The organism is Serratia microhaemolytica (assembly GCF_004011885.1).
Lineage (GTDB): Bacteria > Pseudomonadota > Gammaproteobacteria > Enterobacterales > Enterobacteriaceae > Serratia_G > Serratia_G microhaemolytica.
In genome coordinates this window covers 19,814-35,874 of record NZ_ML137211.1, presented here as the reverse complement: position 1 = coordinate 35,874, position 16,061 = coordinate 19,814, and the positions used below count along the sequence as shown (strand labels likewise).

Sequence of the window (16,061 nt, the reverse complement as noted above, 5' to 3'; positions counted from 1 at the left end):
AGGCAGTTAACTGACAGAAGTTCTGATGTGATGGTGGTGGGGGAAGGATGATTCGGCGCTTTGCGCCTCACCCTTCGGGCCGTGCTGCGCACGTTGTCTCGCTACGCGAGACTCGAACCTTGTCGAAGCTTCTCATCCTTCCCCTGTCGGGAGTAATTTGTTGAGGCTGTGATGTATGAGGCTGACAGAAGTTCTGATGTGATGGTGGTGGGGGAAGGATGATTCGGCGCTTTGCGCCTCACCCTTCGGGCCGTGCTGCGCACGTTGTCTCGCTACGCGAGACTCGAACCTTGTCGAAGCTTCTCATCCTTCCCCTGTCGGGAGTAATTTGTTGAGGCTGTGATGTATGAGGTTGACAGAAGTTCTGATGTGATGGTGGTGGGGGAAGGATTCGAACCTTCGAAGTCTGTGACGGCAGATTTACAGTCTGCTCCCTTTGGCCGCTCGGGAACCCCACCAGGGGAAGTTATGCTGATTACAGTATCAACTGCGTTAAGCATCAATATCGGCAAAAGCGGGCGCATCATACCAGATGAGACGCCGATGTAAAGAGCTACGATACAGAAATTGAATCAAATGCCTCTTTTTTGTGCTTTTGCCGGGCTGAATACCGCTTACCCACCTGCGCGGGTTAAAGGATCACGGTCCGGTTACCATAAACAAACACACGTTGAGACAACACATAGTAAAGCGCACGGCTGAGCACATTTTTCTCAACATCACGTCCTGCACGCATCATCTCTTCCGCACTGTAGGTGTGATCAACATGGATCACGTCCTGCATGATAATTGGGCCTTCATCAAGATTATCGTTAACGTAATGCGCAGTCGCGCCAATGATTTTGACGCCACGTTCATAAGCTTGGTGATAAGGACGCGCACCAATAAATGCCGGTAGGAACGAGTGGTGAATATTGATGATCTGATTCGGATAGTAGCGCACGAAAGCGGGTGTTAGCACACGCATATACTTGGCTAACACCACATAGTCAGGCTGATACTGATCGATCTGGGCAATCAGTTGCTGATCGTGCTCTTCACGCGTCAATCCTTCATGACTCACTAGATGAAACGGAATATCAAAACGTTCAACCAGCGACTGTAGTGTGCTGTGATTGCCAATGACTGCGGCAATTTCGACGTCCAGGCCACCATAAATGCTCTTCATCAGCAGGTCACCCAGGCAGTGTGCCTCTTTGGTAACCAGCACAACGATGCGACGACGCCCTGCGCTATGCAGTTCACGCACGGTGCCGGCCGGCAATGCGCCATCGAGATCTGCTAACAGTGTGGCATCGTTAAAGATCCCTTCCAGCTCGGTGCGCATAAAGAAATGCCCGGTACGGTGATCAGCAAACTCGTTGTTTTGCACAATATTGAGTTCGTGCTTGTAGCAGATGTTGGTAATTTTAGCGATTAACCCTTTTGCGTCCGGGCAGAGGGTGCGTAAAATCTTCCGTTGTACATTTTGATGAGACATAAATGAGTTAGCTCTATCTGATTGTTAGCGTCATGGCTTATTGGCCACAGCATTTCCGGTATTTTTTGCCTGAACCGCAGGGACAAAGTGCATGTTTGCCTAGCTGTGGTTTAGTGCCATCAATATAATACCAGCGTTCGCCAACACGAAGAAAGCGTGAACGTTCATGCATTAGCCGTGCTGGGGCATCATTTTCAATCAAACGCACCATGAACTCAACGAAACCTTCATTGGCGCTGCTACCAAAACTCTCCTCCACCACCAGCAAACTGAGTAACTGAGTGTTATCGAAGCTGCTACTGATCACACCACGCCACTCTTCCGGGCGGCATTCTGGGTGCCAGGTATCAATAAAGTAGTCCACGTTTTTTTGCACAAAGGCACTGTAGCGTGAACGCATTAGCTTGCCAGGTGATGGCGCGTGTTGCTTTCCTGTCAAGAAGGGTTCACAACAGTCGCTGTAGTTTAGTCCACTATGGCAGGGGCATAATTCAGTCAAAATAACTCCTTAAGGTGATTATTTTGCTTTTTTAGAGCGAAAAAATAGAATAATCTAGTGACTATGTTACCTAACAACATTTGTCAATGGCAATCTATACCGGACATTATTGCTTATTGAATCGATATCAATCGCGCCAGTAGCAAGATAATTTCTTATTAATCAATTACTCAAGTTAAGCGCTTTTTGCTGTGACACTAAGCTGCACAGTCGGCAATCTGCTCACAATAGGACAGAGCATATCTTCAGCGATCACAGCAAACAGATGGAGTGGGGTAACAACAGCAGAAGAAGGTGTAGCATCAACGCCCAGATGGGCGCTGATGTGGAGCAGGATAGTTACAGAGCGGCAATAATTTTGATCTCAACTTTGAACTTGGGATTCATCAGTTTTGCTTCTACCGTGCAGCGTGTGGGCGCTGCTCCAGGCACCACCCAGCTATCCCAGGCGGCATTCATGGCTGCAAAGTCGGTACTATTAGCCAAGAAAATCGTTGCATCTAAAATTCGGCTCTTATCTGAACCTACGCGCGCCAGCAAACTATCAATCGCCGCCAGTGCATTGGCAGTTTGTGCGCTAGCGTCTGCATCCAGGTTTTCTGGCACGCTGGTGTAATAAACCACTCCATTGTGGATCACGGCGTCAGACCAGCGGTGTGCGGGGTCAATTCGTTCAATAGTCATTGTATTTTCTCCAGGGGGATAATCCGGCCAAGGGTACCATAGCCGCAGTGGCGATGTATAACCGGCTACGGCAGTAAAAAGATAAAGTTAATGGCTGCTTTGGGACAAAGTTGGCATAATTGCCGTTCAGTGGCCGGCAATAGAGAGATAGCGTGACAGACGATTTTGCAGCAGAGGGCGCACTTGCTCAAGCGATTAAAGGCTTTAAGCCGCGCCAGGCACAACAGTTGATGGCACAAGCAGTCAGCGAAGCGATTGAGCAGCAGCAAGAGCTGGTGGTTGAAGCGGGTACCGGTACTGGCAAAACCTATGCGTATCTGGTTCCTGCGTTGCGTGCCAAACGTCGGGTGATGATCTCAACAGGTTCAAAAGCGCTACAGGATCAACTCTATTCCCGCGATCTGCCGACGGTGGCTCACGCATTAAATTTCAAAGGTCAATTGGCGCTGCTGAAAGGGCGTGCTAACTATCTTTGCCTTGAGCGAATGGAGCAACAATTTAGCGCGGGTGCTGAATTGGCGGCAACACTGCTGCATGATCTGGTACGGGTGCGCCAATGGAGTTGCCAAACCATCGAGGGGGATATTGGCAGTTGCAGCGAGGTGGCAGAAGAGAGTCAAATCTGGCCATTGGTGACCAGTAACAATGACAACTGCTTAGGCAGTGATTGTCCACAATACCAACACTGTTTTGTGGTGAAAGCACGCCGACGTGCGATGGAAGCCGATGTGCTGGTCGTTAACCATCATCTTTTTTTGGCTGATATGGTGATCAAAGAAGGCGGTTTTGCCGAGTTGATCCCTCAGGCTGAAGTGATGATTTTTGATGAAGCCCATCAGTTACCGGATATCGCCAGCCACTATTTTGGCAAGCAGTTAACTAGCCGACAACTGCTCGATTTGGCGAAAGATATTACGATCGCCTATCACACGGAACTGCGTGATAGCGCACAACTGAAAAAAAGTGCTGATCGGCTCAGTCAGAGTTGCCTTGATCTGCGTTTAGTCTTGGGTGAGCCCGGTTTCCGTGGCAACTTGCGAACAGTGCTGGCGCAACCGGCAGTGCAGCAGGCGCTGCTGCTGCTCGATGATGCGTTAGAGCTGTGTTTCGACGTGATTAAGCTTTCACTTGGCCGTTCGGCACTGTTAGATGCTACCTTTGAACGCACCACGCAGTACCGCAACCGCCTTCAGCAACTGAAGATGGTCAACCAGCCTGGATTTAGCTACTGGTATGAGTGTAGCGCACGCCATTTTGTATTGGCATTGACGCCATTAACGGTAGCTGGCCGTTTTCGGGAACTGCTTGATGCACAGTCTGCCTGCTGGGTTTTTACTTCGGCAACACTCTCGGTTAACGAACGAGTTGCCTACTTTACGGAGCGTTTGGGGTTAACTCAGGCGAAAACGTTGCTGCTCGCTAGCCCGTTTGACTATGCACAGCAGGCATTACTCTGTGTTCCGCGTTTTCTGCCAGCGGCGAACCAAGCAACGACTGCGCAGCAACTTGCCCAGATGTTACAACCGCTAATTGAGGCCAATCAGGGGCGCTGTTTCTTCCTCTGCACGGCTCATCAGATGATGCGTGAGTTGGCTGAAGCCTTTCGGGCTCGGTTGACGCTGCCGGTTTTGGTACAGGGTGAGAGCGGGAAAAATCAATTATTGCAGCAGTTTATTACTGCCGGCAATGCGTTATTGGTGGCAACCAGCAGTTTTTGGGAGGGGGTGGATGTACGGGGTGATGCACTCTCCTGTGTCATTATCGACAAGTTACCCTTCACGTCACCCGATGATCCACTGCTTAAGGCACGGATTGAAGATTGCCGTTTACGTGGCGGTGATCCGTTTAATGATGTTCAACTGCCGGAGGCGGTGATCACCTTAAAGCAGGGCGTAGGACGTTTGATCAGAGATAACGACGATCGCGGGGTGTTGGTGATTTGCGATAGCCGATTGGTGATGCGATCGTATGGGCAGATGTTTCTCAGCAGCCTTCCCCCGGTGCCACGCACGCGTGATCTGGCTCGAGCCATTGCCTTCCTCACCCGACACACAGACAGCGAAACGACAAACTGACCGCTTAGCCAAACCCTGTCAGCGGGTGGGCGCGGCGCTGAGGCTGTGATAGCATAACGGTTTATTGTACTTTGCCATTTGAGGCTTGCATGTCTACGCGAATTTTAGCGCTTGATACCGCAACAGAGGCTTGCTCTGTCGCTATCTGGGATCAGGGTGAAACACGGGCACTGTTTGAGCTCTGTCCGCGTGAGCACACCCAGCGTATTTTACCCCTAGTAGAACAAATTCTTGCTGAGTCGGGTCTGTCGTTAACGCAACTCGATGCTTTGGCGTTTGGTCGCGGCCCCGGTAGTTTTACTGGGGTGCGGATTGGTATCGGTATCGCACAGGGGCTAGCGTTAGGGGCAGATCTACCGATGATCGGCGTCTCGACACTGCAAACCATGGCACAAGGGGCTTGGCGTGTGAGTGGGCTGACGCGTATTTTGACTGCGATTGATGCCCGAATGGGTGAAGTGTACTGGGGGCAGTTTGAACGCCAGCACGATGCTGCTGGCTGGCTCAGTGCGAACGAAGCAGTACTCTCGCCGGCACAAGCTAACGCGGTGATGAGCGGGTTACACGGTGAGTGGGGTTACGCCGGCACCGGTTGGCCAGCCTATCCTGAGTTGGCTGCTGGCTGTTCATTGCAACTCATCGATGGGCAAATGTTATTGCCCCGTGCTGAAGATATGCTGCCATTGGCATTGACTGCCTGGCAGCATGGCTTGGCTGTCAGCGTCGAGCAGGCTGAACCCACCTATCTGCGTAATGAAGTCACCTGGAAAAAGTTACCCGGTCGTGAATAGCAGCAGTATGCTTTAAGGTGACACATCACTGCATTGCTACAGCCAGTAATGCGCCAGAGATGGCTAACCGAGGAGAGAGAGAATGGTTGTATTGCCGCGCTGCGCCAATAGGGCAGTTATCGTATTGAGTCTGTTGTTTGGCCTGATGGCGCTTTCCGGTTGTGTTTCGGTACCACAAACCCTTCAAGGCACTACCTCAACACCGTTGATGCAACTGGCGATGGTGCAGAATAGCCCGAAGTTGTTTATTGGTGCTGAGGCACGCTTTGGCGGAACAGTCGTGGGGATGGCCAATGAGGGGGGGCAGACGGTACTGGAAATTGCTGTTGTTGAATTGGATTCTGGAGCACGGCCAATGCTCGGTCAACCCTCACAAGGGCGTCTGTTGGCTTCGGTGAACGGTTTTCTCGATCCGGTCGATTTTCGAGGGCGTTTGGTGACGGTGGTTGGCCCAATCACCGGAATGCAAGCCGGTCAAATCGATATGATGCCTTATCAGTTTGTCACGATGCAGGTGAATGGGTTGCAGCGTTGGCAGATCACACAACAGATCATTATGCCACCGCCGCCGGCGAGACCTTGGCATGGTCCACATCCACACCATCGTCATCAGGGTTGGTATGGCGGCTATGGCTGGCACCACGGACCGATACAGATAAGAACGATCGTCACCGAATAATGTATCCATAGAACAGTGAAATAAATTGCAGTGCTAAATCGCTATGGCAGTAATCTTGAGCACTCGTGTGCTAGTATCATGTTGTTAGTGTCAGTTTATTATTGATGCCAGAGTATGGTTAATATCGGGTTATGGTTAATATCACGCTACTTGCAAACCCTGCTCGCTAGAATCAGGGAGAAGTGAGGTTTATGTTGCTCTAGTTTCAGGAGTCACCCTTTGGAAAAAATTTGGTTAAAATCTTATCCCCCAGGTGTTCCAGCAGAAATTGATGCTGATGGCTATGCGTCACTGGTCGAAATTTTTGAACAGGCAGTGGTACGCTATAACGATCAACCCGCTTTTATCAATATGGGCGAGGTGATGACCTTTCGTAAACTGGAAGAGCGTAGCCGGGCCTTTGCGGCTTACCTGCAAAATAGACTGCAACTGAAAAAGGGTGATCGGGTTGCGCTAATGATGCCCAACTTGCTGCAATACCCAGTGGCGATGTTTGGTGTGTTACGTGCGGGGATGGTGGTTGTTAATGTCAACCCGCTCTATACCCCGAGAGAGTTGGAGCATCAGCTTAAAGATAGTGGCGCGCGCGCCATTGTGATCGCCTCCAACTTTGCCCATACGCTGGAAAATGTGGTCGCTAATACACCGATCGAGCATGTTATTTTAACGCGTATGGGCGATCAGTTATCACGACAACGCCGGACGCTGGTTAACTTTGTTGTTAAGTATATCAAGCGACTGATCCCTAAATATCATCTTCCTGATGCGATCTCATTTCGCCATGTGTTACGGCAGGGGCGGCGCTTACAGTACGTTAAGCCGGATGTGGGTAATCACGACATTGCCTTTTTACAATATACCGGCGGTACCACCGGCGTGGCAAAAGGGGCGATGCTAACCCATCGTAATTTGCAGGCCAACCTTGCTCAGGCGAAAGCCGCCTATTTGCCGGTACTGCATGAAAGAAAAGAGTGTGTTGTTACCGCATTGCCGCTGTACCATATTTTCGCTCTGACAATAAACTGCCTACTATTTATTGAGTTGGGTGGCATTAATTTGCTGATCACCAATCCGCGTGATGTGAATGGCATGGTAAAGGAACTGGCTAAATACCCTTTTACGGTTATCACCGGTGTCAACACCCTGTTTCAGGGGTTGCTAAATAATGCCGCTTTTCAGCGATTGAATTTCTCCTCACTTCGGCTTTCGGTGGGGGGAGGAATGGCAGTACAAAAGAGCGTAGCTGAACAGTGGCAGTCACTGACTGGTAACTACTTGCTGGAAGGGTACGGCTTAACCGAGTGCTCACCGATGGTTTCCGGCAACCCTCATAATTTGAAACAGCATAACGGCAGTATTGGTCTGGCGCTACCTTCTACCGAGATCCGGCTGGTGGATGATACTGGGCAAGATGTGTGCTTGGGGCAGCCGGGGGAACTTTGGATCAGAGGCCCGCAAGTGATGGCGGGTTACTGGCAACAACCTGAAGCGACACAGGCGATATTGCATGATGGCTGGTTGGCGACCGGCGATATTGCGACGGTTGATGAGCAAGGCTTTATTCGTATTGTGGATCGCAAGAAGGATATGATCTTGGTCTCCGGCTTTAATGTTTACCCGAATGAGATTGAGCAGGTGGTTAATCAGCACCCTAAAGTGCAGGAGTGTGCTGCAGTCGGTATCGTCAGTGATGCAACGGGGGAGGCGGTCAAGCTCTGCGTTGTGAAAAAAGAGACTAGCTTGACTCAAGAGGAGCTACTGGCTTATTGTCGTCGCCACTTGACCGGCTACAAAGTGCCTAGGTCAGTTCATTTTCTGCCACAGCTACCAAAATCAAATGTGGGTAAAATTTTACGCCGACAACTGCGCGATCAGTTACAGCAGTAGCTGGCATGTTATTGAATTATTGGCTGGTTGTCTAAAGTAACAGAGGCAGATTAACTGAAAAAGGCAGTAACATCCCACGCATAGGCAAATGCGCCTCCTGATAACAAGTTATACCTGTTTGACTCGGCCGCGAGTCAGGTCAGTCAGGTATAACATGACTGAAGAGAATGATTGATTGGATTATCAACTAGTCACCACTGATGCTCAGCTACAGCAGATTTGCCAACAGGCAAGGGCTTGTCCTCAAGTAGCGCTCGATACCGAATTTGTGCGTACTCGCACTTACTATCCACAGTTAGGATTGATCCAACTGTATGACGGTCAACAACTTTCATTAATTGACCCACTCACCATTAACCGCTGGCAACCCTTTATTGATTTGCTGCAGGACAGCGCGGTGGTGAAACTGTTACATGCGGGTAGTGAAGATTTGGAAGTTTTCCTTCAGCGCTTTGATACCTTACCGACACCGATGCTCGATACCCAGATCTTGGCAGCATTTCGTGGGCATACACTTTCGTGTGGTTTTGCCAAGTTGGTGGCTGAATACCTGTCAGTGGAGCTGGATAAGAGCGAGTCACGCACTGACTGGTTAAAGCGGCCGCTGTCAGAGGCACAATGCCGTTATGCTGCTGCCGATGTGTATTATTTGCTGCCGATTGCACAGCAATTGATACAGGAAGTTGAGGCAATGGGCTGGAGTCAGGCTGTTGCTGATGAGTGTCAGTTATTGTGTCAGCGACGCAGCGAAGTATTAGCACCAGAGTTGGCTTACCTAGAGATAGGGAATGCCTGGCAACTGCATCCACGCCAGTTGGCCTGTTTGCAGAAGTTGGCCTGTTGGCGATTGCAGCAGGCACGCGAGCGCGATATGGCAGTCAATTTTGTGGTGCGTGAAGAGCATTTATGGGCTGTGGCACGCGATATGCCAGTCACATTGCGCGAGTTAGATGTGCTAGGGCTGAGTGGTACCGAGATCCGCTATCATGGCAAAACAATGCTGGCATTGGTTGCTCAAGCGAAAATGCTTGATGAGTCACGCTTGCCGAAATTGATCCTCAACCTCTCTAACGGGCCGAATTACAAAACGCTATTTAAAGAGATCAAGCAAGTCATTAGCGAAGTGGCTAAGGCTAGCCAGTTAAATGTTGAACTGCTTGCCTCGCGCCGACAGATTAATCAGTTAATTAGCTGGTTTTGGCAATTAAAACCGGGCAATTCAGAACCTGATTTGCTGCACGGCTGGCGTGGCGCACGTCTAAAAGCACGGCTACAGGAGCTGTTGCGTAATTATCCGGCAGATTTCCACGCCAGTAGACAACTGGCTGAGCAGTTGCGGCAAAAAGTTGAGCAACAAAAACAGTATGGAGCGGAGTCTGACAACCAAACAGATTCAGTAATTATGCAGTGATGCTGATGGCAAACGGGAGCAACACATTAACCCGATGTGTGAAATTGTGCATTCGGGATTGGGCACTGCGCGTGTCAGGGCTGCTTGTTTACCTAAACCCACAGCTAAGAGTGAGCAGCAATTCGCTCACTCTGCAAGGGTTATCAACAGCTAAACTCGTTGCACAGACAGCAGGTGGCAGTGCATGTTGTCTGCGGGTTACTTGGTGTGATCATCGGCATCGGGCAGCGTGACATTCAGCTCGAGTACTGAAATATCGTCCCCTTTTTGCTCAAATTGAACATGCAGCATATCGGGATCGATCTTAATGTACTTACAGATCACAGCCAAGATATCGCGTTTTAAATCAGGCAGATAATGTGGTTCACTGTCACTTCGTCTGCGCTCGGCAACAATAATCTGCAACCTCTCCTTGGCAACGCTGGCGGTTGATTTTTTACCGGATAGAAAGAAGTCTAACAACGCCATAAGTTATCCCCCAAAAAGGCGCTTCAGGAAGCCTTTTTTCTCTTCTTCAACAAAACGGAATGGTCGCTCTTCGCCGAGTAAGCGGTAAACAGTATCTTCATAGGCTTTACCCGCATCAGAGGAATCATCGAGAATAACCGGTTCACCCTGATTCGAGGCACGCAGCACAGCTTGATCTTCAGGAATAACGCCGAGTAAGGGAATGCGCAGGATCTCCAATACATCTTCCATACTCAACATATCGCCACGGCTAACCCGGCCGGGGTTGTAACGGGTTAAGAGCAGATGCTCTTTAATCGGTGTGTCTCCATTCTCAGCACGACGTGATTTGGAGGCTAGAATGCCCAGAATGCGGTCAGAGTCACGTACTGATGAGACTTCTGGGTTCGTGGTGATAATGGCTTCATCGGCAAAATAGAGCGCCATCAGCGCGCCAGTTTCAATCCCTGCCGGTGAATCGCAGATAATAAATTCAAACCCCATCTTATCGAGGTTATTAAGGACTTTTTCCACGCCTTCACGCGTTAATGCTTCTTTATCGCGTGTTTGTGAAGCGGGTAGAATATGCAGGTTTTCGGTGCGTTTATCTTTAATTAACGCCTGGTTTAATGTTGCATCACCTTGAATGACATTCACAAAATCATAAACCACACGGCGTTCACAGCCCATAATCAGGTCAAGATTACGCAGACCGATATCAAAATCGATCACGACCGTTTTCTTACCTCGTTGCGCTAATCCGGTGGCAATGGCAGCACTTGATGTAGTCTTGCCAACGCCTCCTTTACCTGATGTAACAACAATAACGCGTGCCATAAAATGATTCCTTTTCGCGATGTCTTAATTTAAAGATTGTATGGTTAAAGCATTATCCCGCAGATTGAGCCTGACAGCCTTGCCGACGAAATTAGCAGGTATCTGTTCACTTAACCAATATTGCCCTGCAATAGAAATTAGCTCAGCCGAGAGTTGAGTGCAAAAAATTTGACACTGTGTATCACCAGAAGCTCCCGCTAGCACTCGACCACGCATTGAACCATAAATGTGGACATTGCCATCAGCGATAAGTTCTGCACCGGCACTGACACTGCTGGTAATAATCAGATCACCATTTCGGGCATAAATTTGCTGGCCGGAACGAACGGGTGTATTGATAATGCGCGTTTTGGCAGGGTGGTTATCCGGTTGTGAGGCGGTGGCAGTGACAATATTCTGTGCGCGACCTTCGTTGATCAATACTAAACCCGCACGAAGGATTGAGCGTTTTTGTTGCTCATGCTGGCAACCACTGATACCGACCACGTGTAGCCCAACAGCACTTACGGCTTGCTGCAAGGCGCGCCAGTTCGCTTCTCCTTTTAAATGGGCAACATTAATAACCACCGGCGCATTGTTAAAAAATGCAGGGGCTTGACTGACCTTTTCCTGCAAAGCTTGCTGGATTACCTCGGGAGTTGCACTGTGTAAATGAACAACCGATAGGGTAAAACTACTGCCTTTTAGCTCAATTGGCGATTGTGACATCTGTCCTGACTCTGTCTGAGCAAATCCAACCCTTGAATATTGTTGTCACTTCACAAGTCCAAGAGGAAGCACTGCTTGCCTCTCTCGGTTACCTGAAATCGTTCCAGTTTTTGATTCAAGGGTAACGTGCCTACCACGGATAACCTGGAGTTACCGCCAATTGTCTATCAAAGCAGAGAAAGGAGCAATAGGCTGGTAGCTTGCAGTAACTTCAGTACAAGCATGGTATAGTTAGCCCTCTGGTCAAGCAAGATATCGATTAAATTAAATAGAGTTTTAACATGCACTGTGCCATTTATAGAAGCTCCAAACGTGAGCAGACCTATCTTTATATCGAACAAAAAGATGATTTTTCCCGCGTGCCGGCAGAGTTAATCAAAAGCTTTGGTGTCGCGCACTTTGTAATGACTCTGGCGCTGGATGGTGGTAAAAAACTGGCAGCGGCAGACAACGAAGTTGTGAAACAGGCACTTACGCAGCAGGGTTTTTATCTACAACTGCCGCCACCGGTTGAAAGTTTGTTAAATTCGCACTCAATGGCGAACACTGAATAGGGGCATATATGTATCAGCATAGAAATTGGCAGGGTGAATTACTCAATTTTCCGGTAAGCAAAGTCGTCTGTGTTGGCAGCAACTATGCCCGTCACATTAAAGAGATGGGCAGTGTGCCTGCTGTTGAGCCGGTGCTGTTTATCAAGCCAGAAACAGCATTGTGTGATATTCGTCAACCCGTCGTGCTCCCGAAGGGATTAGGTGCGGTTCACCATGAAATAGAGCTGGCGGTGCTGATTGGCCAGCCATTAAAGCAGGCTAATGAACAGCAGGTTGCCAGCGCAATTGCTGGTTATGGTCTGGCATTGGATTTAACCCTGCGTGATCTACAAGCAAGCTTTAAGCAGGCAGGACAACCGTGGGAGAAGGCGAAAGGCTTTGATGGATCTTGTCCGTTATCCGGTTTTATTGCAGCCGATCAATTGGCGGATGCGCAAAATAGCACGTTGACTTTGGTGGTTAACGGTGAACTGCGTCAGCAGGGGAGTACTAGCGATATGTTGACCCCGATCCTACCACTGATCGCGTATATGAGTCGTTTCTTCACCCTTCGCGCGGGGGATGTGATCCTAACCGGCACGCCTGAAGGGGTAGGGGCGCTACAGTCAGGTGATGAACTCTGCCTGACAGTGGATCAATATTCGCTTACTACACAGGTGATTTAACCGATTTATGCGGTAATATCGCCGTCAATATGAGCAGTGTTTGTTCCACTACACTTATCGGTTATTGATGTGCGCTACTTTAGCAGTTTTTATCTGGCTATTTTCGGAATACGATATGTTACAACCTGCGTTTTGGCAGCAAAAAAGCTTGGATGAGATGTCTGAACAGGAGTGGGAGTCGCTCTGTGATGGTTGTGGGCAGTGCTGTCTGCATAAACTGATCGATGAAGACACTGATCAGATCTACTTCACCAATGTTGCTTGTAATCAACTCAATATTCAGAGTTGTCAGTGTCGCAACTACTCGCGACGGTTTGAGTTGGAAGAGGATTGCATCAAACTGACCCGAGCCAACATGATGACTTTTGAATGGTTACCTGCCAGTTGTGCCTATCGTCTGATCGCTGAAGGCAAACCACTGTTTCCCTGGCATCCATTGATCAGCGGTTCAAAAGCAGCAATGCACAAAGCGCGCATTAGCGTACGCTACATTGCGGTGCGCGAAAGTGAAGTGGAAGATTGGCAACAACATATCATCAACAAACCGGACTGGGCGAAGTAGTGCTGAGCACATCACAGTGGCTAGCTCGAACAGCCTGTTTCGTCACAACTGAACGTAATCGCTAACTGGTCACTGTAATTGTGGCCAGTTAGCTAACCTTTAACGGCCAAACAGGTCGCGCTTGCGTTTACGTACCAACTGGCTGATCAACACCAGCACACCGATCACTAAATAGGCCGCAAAAATGCCCACCAGCCACTGGGGCATTTCCAGTGAGAGGAACTCCCATTGGCGTACCGAGCAGTCACCTGAGGCATGGAAAACAGCTGGCAACCACTTGTCAAGTGGCAACCAAGAAGGAAAGTTGACAAAAAAGTCACAAGTATTAAATGGCGACGGGTAGAGCTGGATCATGGTGTGTTTCCAAGCCAGTTGCAGTCCCTGCCAAGCACTGTAGATCCAGAGCAGGATCGCCAGGTAGCGTAGTGGGGTTGCCGGTGCCAAGGCCCCAACTAGCCCTGCGGCCAAAATACCAAACAGTGCAACCCGTTCGTAGATACACATCACACATGGCTGTAATAGCATAACGTGTTGAAAATAAAGCGCCACTAACTCTAATGCCAGCGCGGTTAACACCAGCAGTAACCAGGCACTACGCCCTCGTGAGCAGCGATTAAGAAAATGCAACATAGGTAATATTCCATGCAGTAAGCAGTTAAGTCGGCAGTTTAAACTAATTTATCGCTACCAACAGCTATCTCTAAACAATTTAGTGAAAAATATTGTCGCTGTCAGAGAATATTCAACTAATGTATTGCGTTTAATCGTCTAACGGCGAGAGTACGACACAAGCTAAAAGCTCGAACAGGGATTGTTGCGGCAGGTTACGGGTAGTCTTAGTTAGCACGAACGGCTGGCGATACGGCGATCTTGTGAGCAGATCAGTTGTACCCTATTGATTAATTTACCCCCTCCTGATTAAGAGGAGGGGGATAGCATTTAGTGAATGGCAACGTGCCCCAGTGCTTCAAGTGGTGGCAAGGTGATCCATTTCCACTGAGTAAACAGCTCGGTTACCGGTACTAGCGTATGTTGCACACACAATAGACCGACGATGGTTAACACCAGTGTATATGGCAGTGCCATCCACACCATACGACCATAAGACATACGTAACAGCGGTGCCAGCGATGAAGTTAGCAGGAACAGGAAAGCAGCCTGACCATTAGGTGTAGCAACGGAAGGCAAGTTGGTACCGGAGTTAATCGCTACGGCTAACAGCTCAAACTGATTCAGCGAAATGGCGCCTTTCTCCAGTGCGGTGCGTGCCTCGTTGATATAGACGGTGCCAACGAACACATTATCGGAAACCGAAGAGAGCAGGCCGTTGAACAGGTAGAACAGTGAAGTCTGTGAAGCGGCGGGTGACTGTAGTACAAACTGGATCACCGGATTGAACAGTTGTTGTTCGATGATGATGGCAACCACAGTGAAAAAGACCGTCAATAAGGCGGTAAATGGTAGCGCTTCCTGGAAGGCTTTACCGATAGCGTGTTCATCAGTGACACCGCAGAGTGAGGTGGTCAGAATGATCACCGATAGACCAATCAAGCCCACTTCTGCCAAGTGGAAAGCAAGAGCAACCACTAGCCAGATACCAACCAGCGCCTGGACGACCAGCCGCACGTTATCTTGGCGACCGCGTTTTGCGGTCTCTTTGCGATCGAACTCTTTCAGCACATCACGTACTTTTCCTGGTAGCTCAGTGCCGTAGCCAAACAATTTGAAACGCTCAACAAACAGACAAACCAGCAAGCCACAGACAAAGACTGGCAAGGTGATCGGGGTCATACGCAGGAAGAATTCACTAAAACCCCAACCGGCGCTTTTGGCGATGATCAGGTTTTGTGGTTCACCGACCATTGTCATTACGCCACCCAGTGCGGTACCGACGGCAGCGTGCATCAGCAGACTGCGTAAAAACGCCCGGAACTGTTCCAGTGTCTGTTTGTGCTCGGGATTATTGATCCGGCTATCATCACTGACATCAGAATCATGCTCAGGATGATTAGAGGCAAATTTGTGGTAAATGGAGTAAAAACCAGTGCCAACGCTGATCACTACCGCAACCACGGTGAGCGCATCAAGGAATGCTGACAGGAAAGCCGCTGCGCCGAGAAAAGAGAGCGAAAGTAACTTCTTAGAGCGGATATTCAGTAGCAGTTTGGTAAAGACAAATAACAGCAACTGCTTCATAAAATAGATACCGGCAACCATAAACACCAGCAGCAATACCACTTCCAGGTTATTGGCAATTTCTTCGCTAATATGTGCCGGTTTGGTCATACCAATAAATACGGCCTCAATAGCTAACAGACCACCTGGTTGCAGCGGATAGCATTTCAGCGCCATCGCTAGGGTGAAAATAAACTCGACCACCAGTAACCAACCAGCAACAAATGGGCTGATAAGGAAGAACACCAACGGGTTGATCACTAAAAAACCAATAATTGCCAACTTATACCAAGTGGGCGAGGCTCCGAGAAAATTTTTCACCAAAGCCGAGCGTTTTGTCATATCCATACTAATTTCATAACCTTCAGATAAGTTTATAGACTATGCCCAAATCACTTCAAAATACAACCACACACAGCGGCTGATAACGCCAACAGGCTGATGCAGTGAAAGTGCAACTTCAAGTGATCGGGGCTGATACCTAGCAGCCTGGACAGATAAGCAAGCGTATGGAATTAAACACCCCAGATTATCGATGTCCTAGCCTCGCCCATGTTCTGCGCGGAGCTGAATGGGGATAACGAACAGTAGATATCGGTAGCACCAA

The 16,061-nt window shown here is 49.2% G+C and carries 15 protein-coding genes, 1 tRNA gene, 3 other RNA genes and 1 pseudogene (1 of these 20 cut by a window edge); 8 read left to right on the top strand and 12 right to left on the bottom strand.

Annotation, left to right across the window (positions count from 1 at the left end):
- The 7 genes from EOJ37_RS01045 to EOJ37_RS01015 all read right to left on the bottom strand — a co-directional run.
- Positions 1-10: non-coding RNA, RtT sRNA (locus tag EOJ37_RS01045), on the bottom strand (it extends 116 nt beyond the left edge of the window).
- A gap of 21 nt (positions 11-31) precedes the next feature.
- A non-coding RNA gene (locus EOJ37_RS01040) (RtT sRNA) lies at positions 32-157 on the bottom strand.
- A 45-nt stretch (positions 158-202) separates the two neighbouring features.
- Positions 203-328, bottom strand: a non-coding RNA gene (locus EOJ37_RS01035) — RtT sRNA.
- 45 nt (positions 329-373) lie between these two features.
- Positions 374-458, bottom strand: a tRNA-Tyr gene (locus EOJ37_RS01030).
- A gap of 173 nt (positions 459-631) precedes the next feature.
- Positions 632-1,480, bottom strand: coding sequence for a formyltetrahydrofolate deformylase (gene purU, locus EOJ37_RS01025; protein ID WP_127956757.1), 849 nt, complete (start codon positions 1,478-1,480; stop codon positions 632-634).
- Between the two features lie 37 nt (positions 1,481-1,517).
- Positions 1,518-1,979, bottom strand: coding sequence for a YchJ family metal-binding protein (locus tag EOJ37_RS01020; protein ID WP_127956755.1), 462 nt, complete (start codon positions 1,977-1,979; stop codon positions 1,518-1,520).
- Between the two features lie 339 nt (positions 1,980-2,318).
- Positions 2,319-2,663, bottom strand: a complete 345-nt coding sequence (locus EOJ37_RS01015) for a RidA family protein (RefSeq protein WP_127956753.1) — start codon at positions 2,661-2,663, stop codon at positions 2,319-2,321.
- A 152-nt stretch (positions 2,664-2,815) separates the two neighbouring features.
- Here EOJ37_RS01015 and EOJ37_RS01010 point away from each other — a divergent pair, with 152 nt between their 5' ends.
- From EOJ37_RS01010 to rnd, 5 genes and pseudogenes are all read left to right on the top strand, one after another.
- On the top strand, positions 2,816-4,738 hold the full coding sequence (locus EOJ37_RS01010) for a DNA repair helicase YoaA (protein ID WP_127956751.1): 1,923 nt from the start codon (positions 2,816-2,818) through the stop codon (positions 4,736-4,738).
- An 89-nt stretch (positions 4,739-4,827) separates the two neighbouring features.
- Positions 4,828-5,529 carry a tRNA (adenosine(37)-N6)-threonylcarbamoyltransferase complex dimerization subunit type 1 TsaB gene (tsaB, locus tag EOJ37_RS01005; protein WP_127956749.1) on the top strand — a complete coding sequence of 234 codons (702 nt, stop codon included), beginning with the start codon at positions 4,828-4,830 and terminating at the stop codon, positions 5,527-5,529.
- An 82-nt stretch (positions 5,530-5,611) separates the two neighbouring features.
- A complete protein-coding gene (locus EOJ37_RS01000) occupies positions 5,612-6,208 on the top strand; it encodes a Slp family lipoprotein (protein WP_127956747.1) in 597 nt (198 codons plus the stop codon).
- Positions 6,209-6,427: 219 nt separating this feature from the next.
- A complete protein-coding gene (gene fadD, locus EOJ37_RS00995) occupies positions 6,428-8,095 on the top strand; it encodes a long-chain-fatty-acid--CoA ligase FadD (RefSeq protein WP_127956745.1) in 1,668 nt (555 codons plus the stop codon).
- 175 nt (positions 8,096-8,270) lie between these two features.
- Positions 8,271-9,389 (top strand): annotated as a pseudogene (rnd, locus tag EOJ37_RS00990) (ribonuclease D); the annotation flags it as partial.
- Positions 9,390-9,704: 315 nt separating this feature from the next.
- Here the strand turns inward: rnd and minE are convergent.
- Genes minE through minC form a run of 3 tightly spaced genes read right to left on the bottom strand, consistent with a single transcriptional unit; the run spans position 9,705 to position 11,498 of the window.
- On the bottom strand, positions 9,705-9,974 hold the full coding sequence (gene minE / locus EOJ37_RS00985) for a cell division topological specificity factor MinE (protein WP_127956741.1): 270 nt from the start codon (positions 9,972-9,974) through the stop codon (positions 9,705-9,707).
- A 3-nt stretch (positions 9,975-9,977) separates the two neighbouring features.
- A complete protein-coding gene (gene minD, locus EOJ37_RS00980) occupies positions 9,978-10,790 on the bottom strand; it encodes a septum site-determining protein MinD (protein WP_127956739.1) in 813 nt (270 codons plus the stop codon).
- A gap of 24 nt (positions 10,791-10,814) precedes the next feature.
- Positions 10,815-11,498: a septum site-determining protein MinC gene (minC, locus tag EOJ37_RS00975; RefSeq protein WP_127956738.1), complete on the bottom strand. Its 684-nt coding sequence runs from the start codon at positions 11,496-11,498 to the stop codon at positions 10,815-10,817.
- Between the two features lie 281 nt (positions 11,499-11,779).
- Here minC and EOJ37_RS00970 point away from each other — a divergent pair, with 281 nt between their 5' ends.
- From EOJ37_RS00970 to EOJ37_RS00960, 3 genes are all read left to right on the top strand, one after another.
- A complete protein-coding gene (locus EOJ37_RS00970) occupies positions 11,780-12,052 on the top strand; it encodes a YcgL domain-containing protein (protein WP_127956736.1) in 273 nt (90 codons plus the stop codon).
- Between the two features lie 8 nt (positions 12,053-12,060).
- Entirely contained in the window at positions 12,061-12,717 is a 657-nt protein-coding gene (locus EOJ37_RS00965) for a fumarylacetoacetate hydrolase family protein (protein WP_127956734.1), read from the top strand.
- Between the two features lie 115 nt (positions 12,718-12,832).
- Positions 12,833-13,279 (top strand): YcgN family cysteine cluster protein, encoded by a 447-nt coding sequence (locus EOJ37_RS00960; protein WP_127956732.1) that lies wholly within the window; start codon positions 12,833-12,835, stop codon positions 13,277-13,279.
- Between the two features lie 99 nt (positions 13,280-13,378).
- Here EOJ37_RS00960 and dsbB read toward each other — a convergent pair whose 3' ends face one another.
- Both dsbB and nhaB read right to left on the bottom strand, forming a co-directional pair.
- Positions 13,379-13,909: a disulfide bond formation protein DsbB gene (dsbB, locus tag EOJ37_RS00955; RefSeq protein WP_127956730.1), complete on the bottom strand. Its 531-nt coding sequence runs from the start codon at positions 13,907-13,909 to the stop codon at positions 13,379-13,381.
- A 309-nt stretch (positions 13,910-14,218) separates the two neighbouring features.
- Positions 14,219-15,802, bottom strand: a complete 1,584-nt coding sequence (gene nhaB / locus EOJ37_RS00950; protein WP_127956728.1) for a sodium/proton antiporter NhaB — start codon at positions 15,800-15,802, stop codon at positions 14,219-14,221.
- Positions 15,803-16,061: the final 259 nt, after the last annotated feature.

Coding starts and splice junctions, on each gene's coding strand:
- EOJ37_RS00965 (WP_127956734.1), top strand. CDS start 12,061: ATGTATCAGCATAGAAATTGGCAGGGTGAATTACTCAATTTTCCGGTA.
- dsbB (WP_127956730.1), bottom strand. CDS start 13,909: ATGTTGCATTTTCTTAATCGCTGCTCACGAGGGCGTAGTGCCTGGTTA.
- nhaB (WP_127956728.1), bottom strand. CDS start 15,802: ATGGATATGACAAAACGCTCGGCTTTGGTGAAAAATTTTCTCGGAGCC.
- minD (WP_127956739.1), bottom strand. CDS start 10,790: ATGGCACGCGTTATTGTTGTTACATCAGGTAAAGGAGGCGTTGGCAAG.
- minE (WP_127956741.1), bottom strand. CDS start 9,974: ATGGCGTTGTTAGACTTCTTTCTATCCGGTAAAAAATCAACCGCCAGC.
- minC (WP_127956738.1), bottom strand. CDS start 11,498: ATGTCACAATCGCCAATTGAGCTAAAAGGCAGTAGTTTTACCCTATCG.
- EOJ37_RS01015 (WP_127956753.1), bottom strand. CDS start 2,663: ATGACTATTGAACGAATTGACCCCGCACACCGCTGGTCTGACGCCGTG.
- EOJ37_RS01000 (WP_127956747.1), top strand. CDS start 5,612: ATGGTTGTATTGCCGCGCTGCGCCAATAGGGCAGTTATCGTATTGAGT.
- tsaB (WP_127956749.1), top strand. CDS start 4,828: ATGTCTACGCGAATTTTAGCGCTTGATACCGCAACAGAGGCTTGCTCT.
- EOJ37_RS00970 (WP_127956736.1), top strand. CDS start 11,780: ATGCACTGTGCCATTTATAGAAGCTCCAAACGTGAGCAGACCTATCTT.
- EOJ37_RS00960 (WP_127956732.1), top strand. CDS start 12,833: ATGTTACAACCTGCGTTTTGGCAGCAAAAAAGCTTGGATGAGATGTCT.
- purU (WP_127956757.1), bottom strand. CDS start 1,480: ATGTCTCATCAAAATGTACAACGGAAGATTTTACGCACCCTCTGCCCG.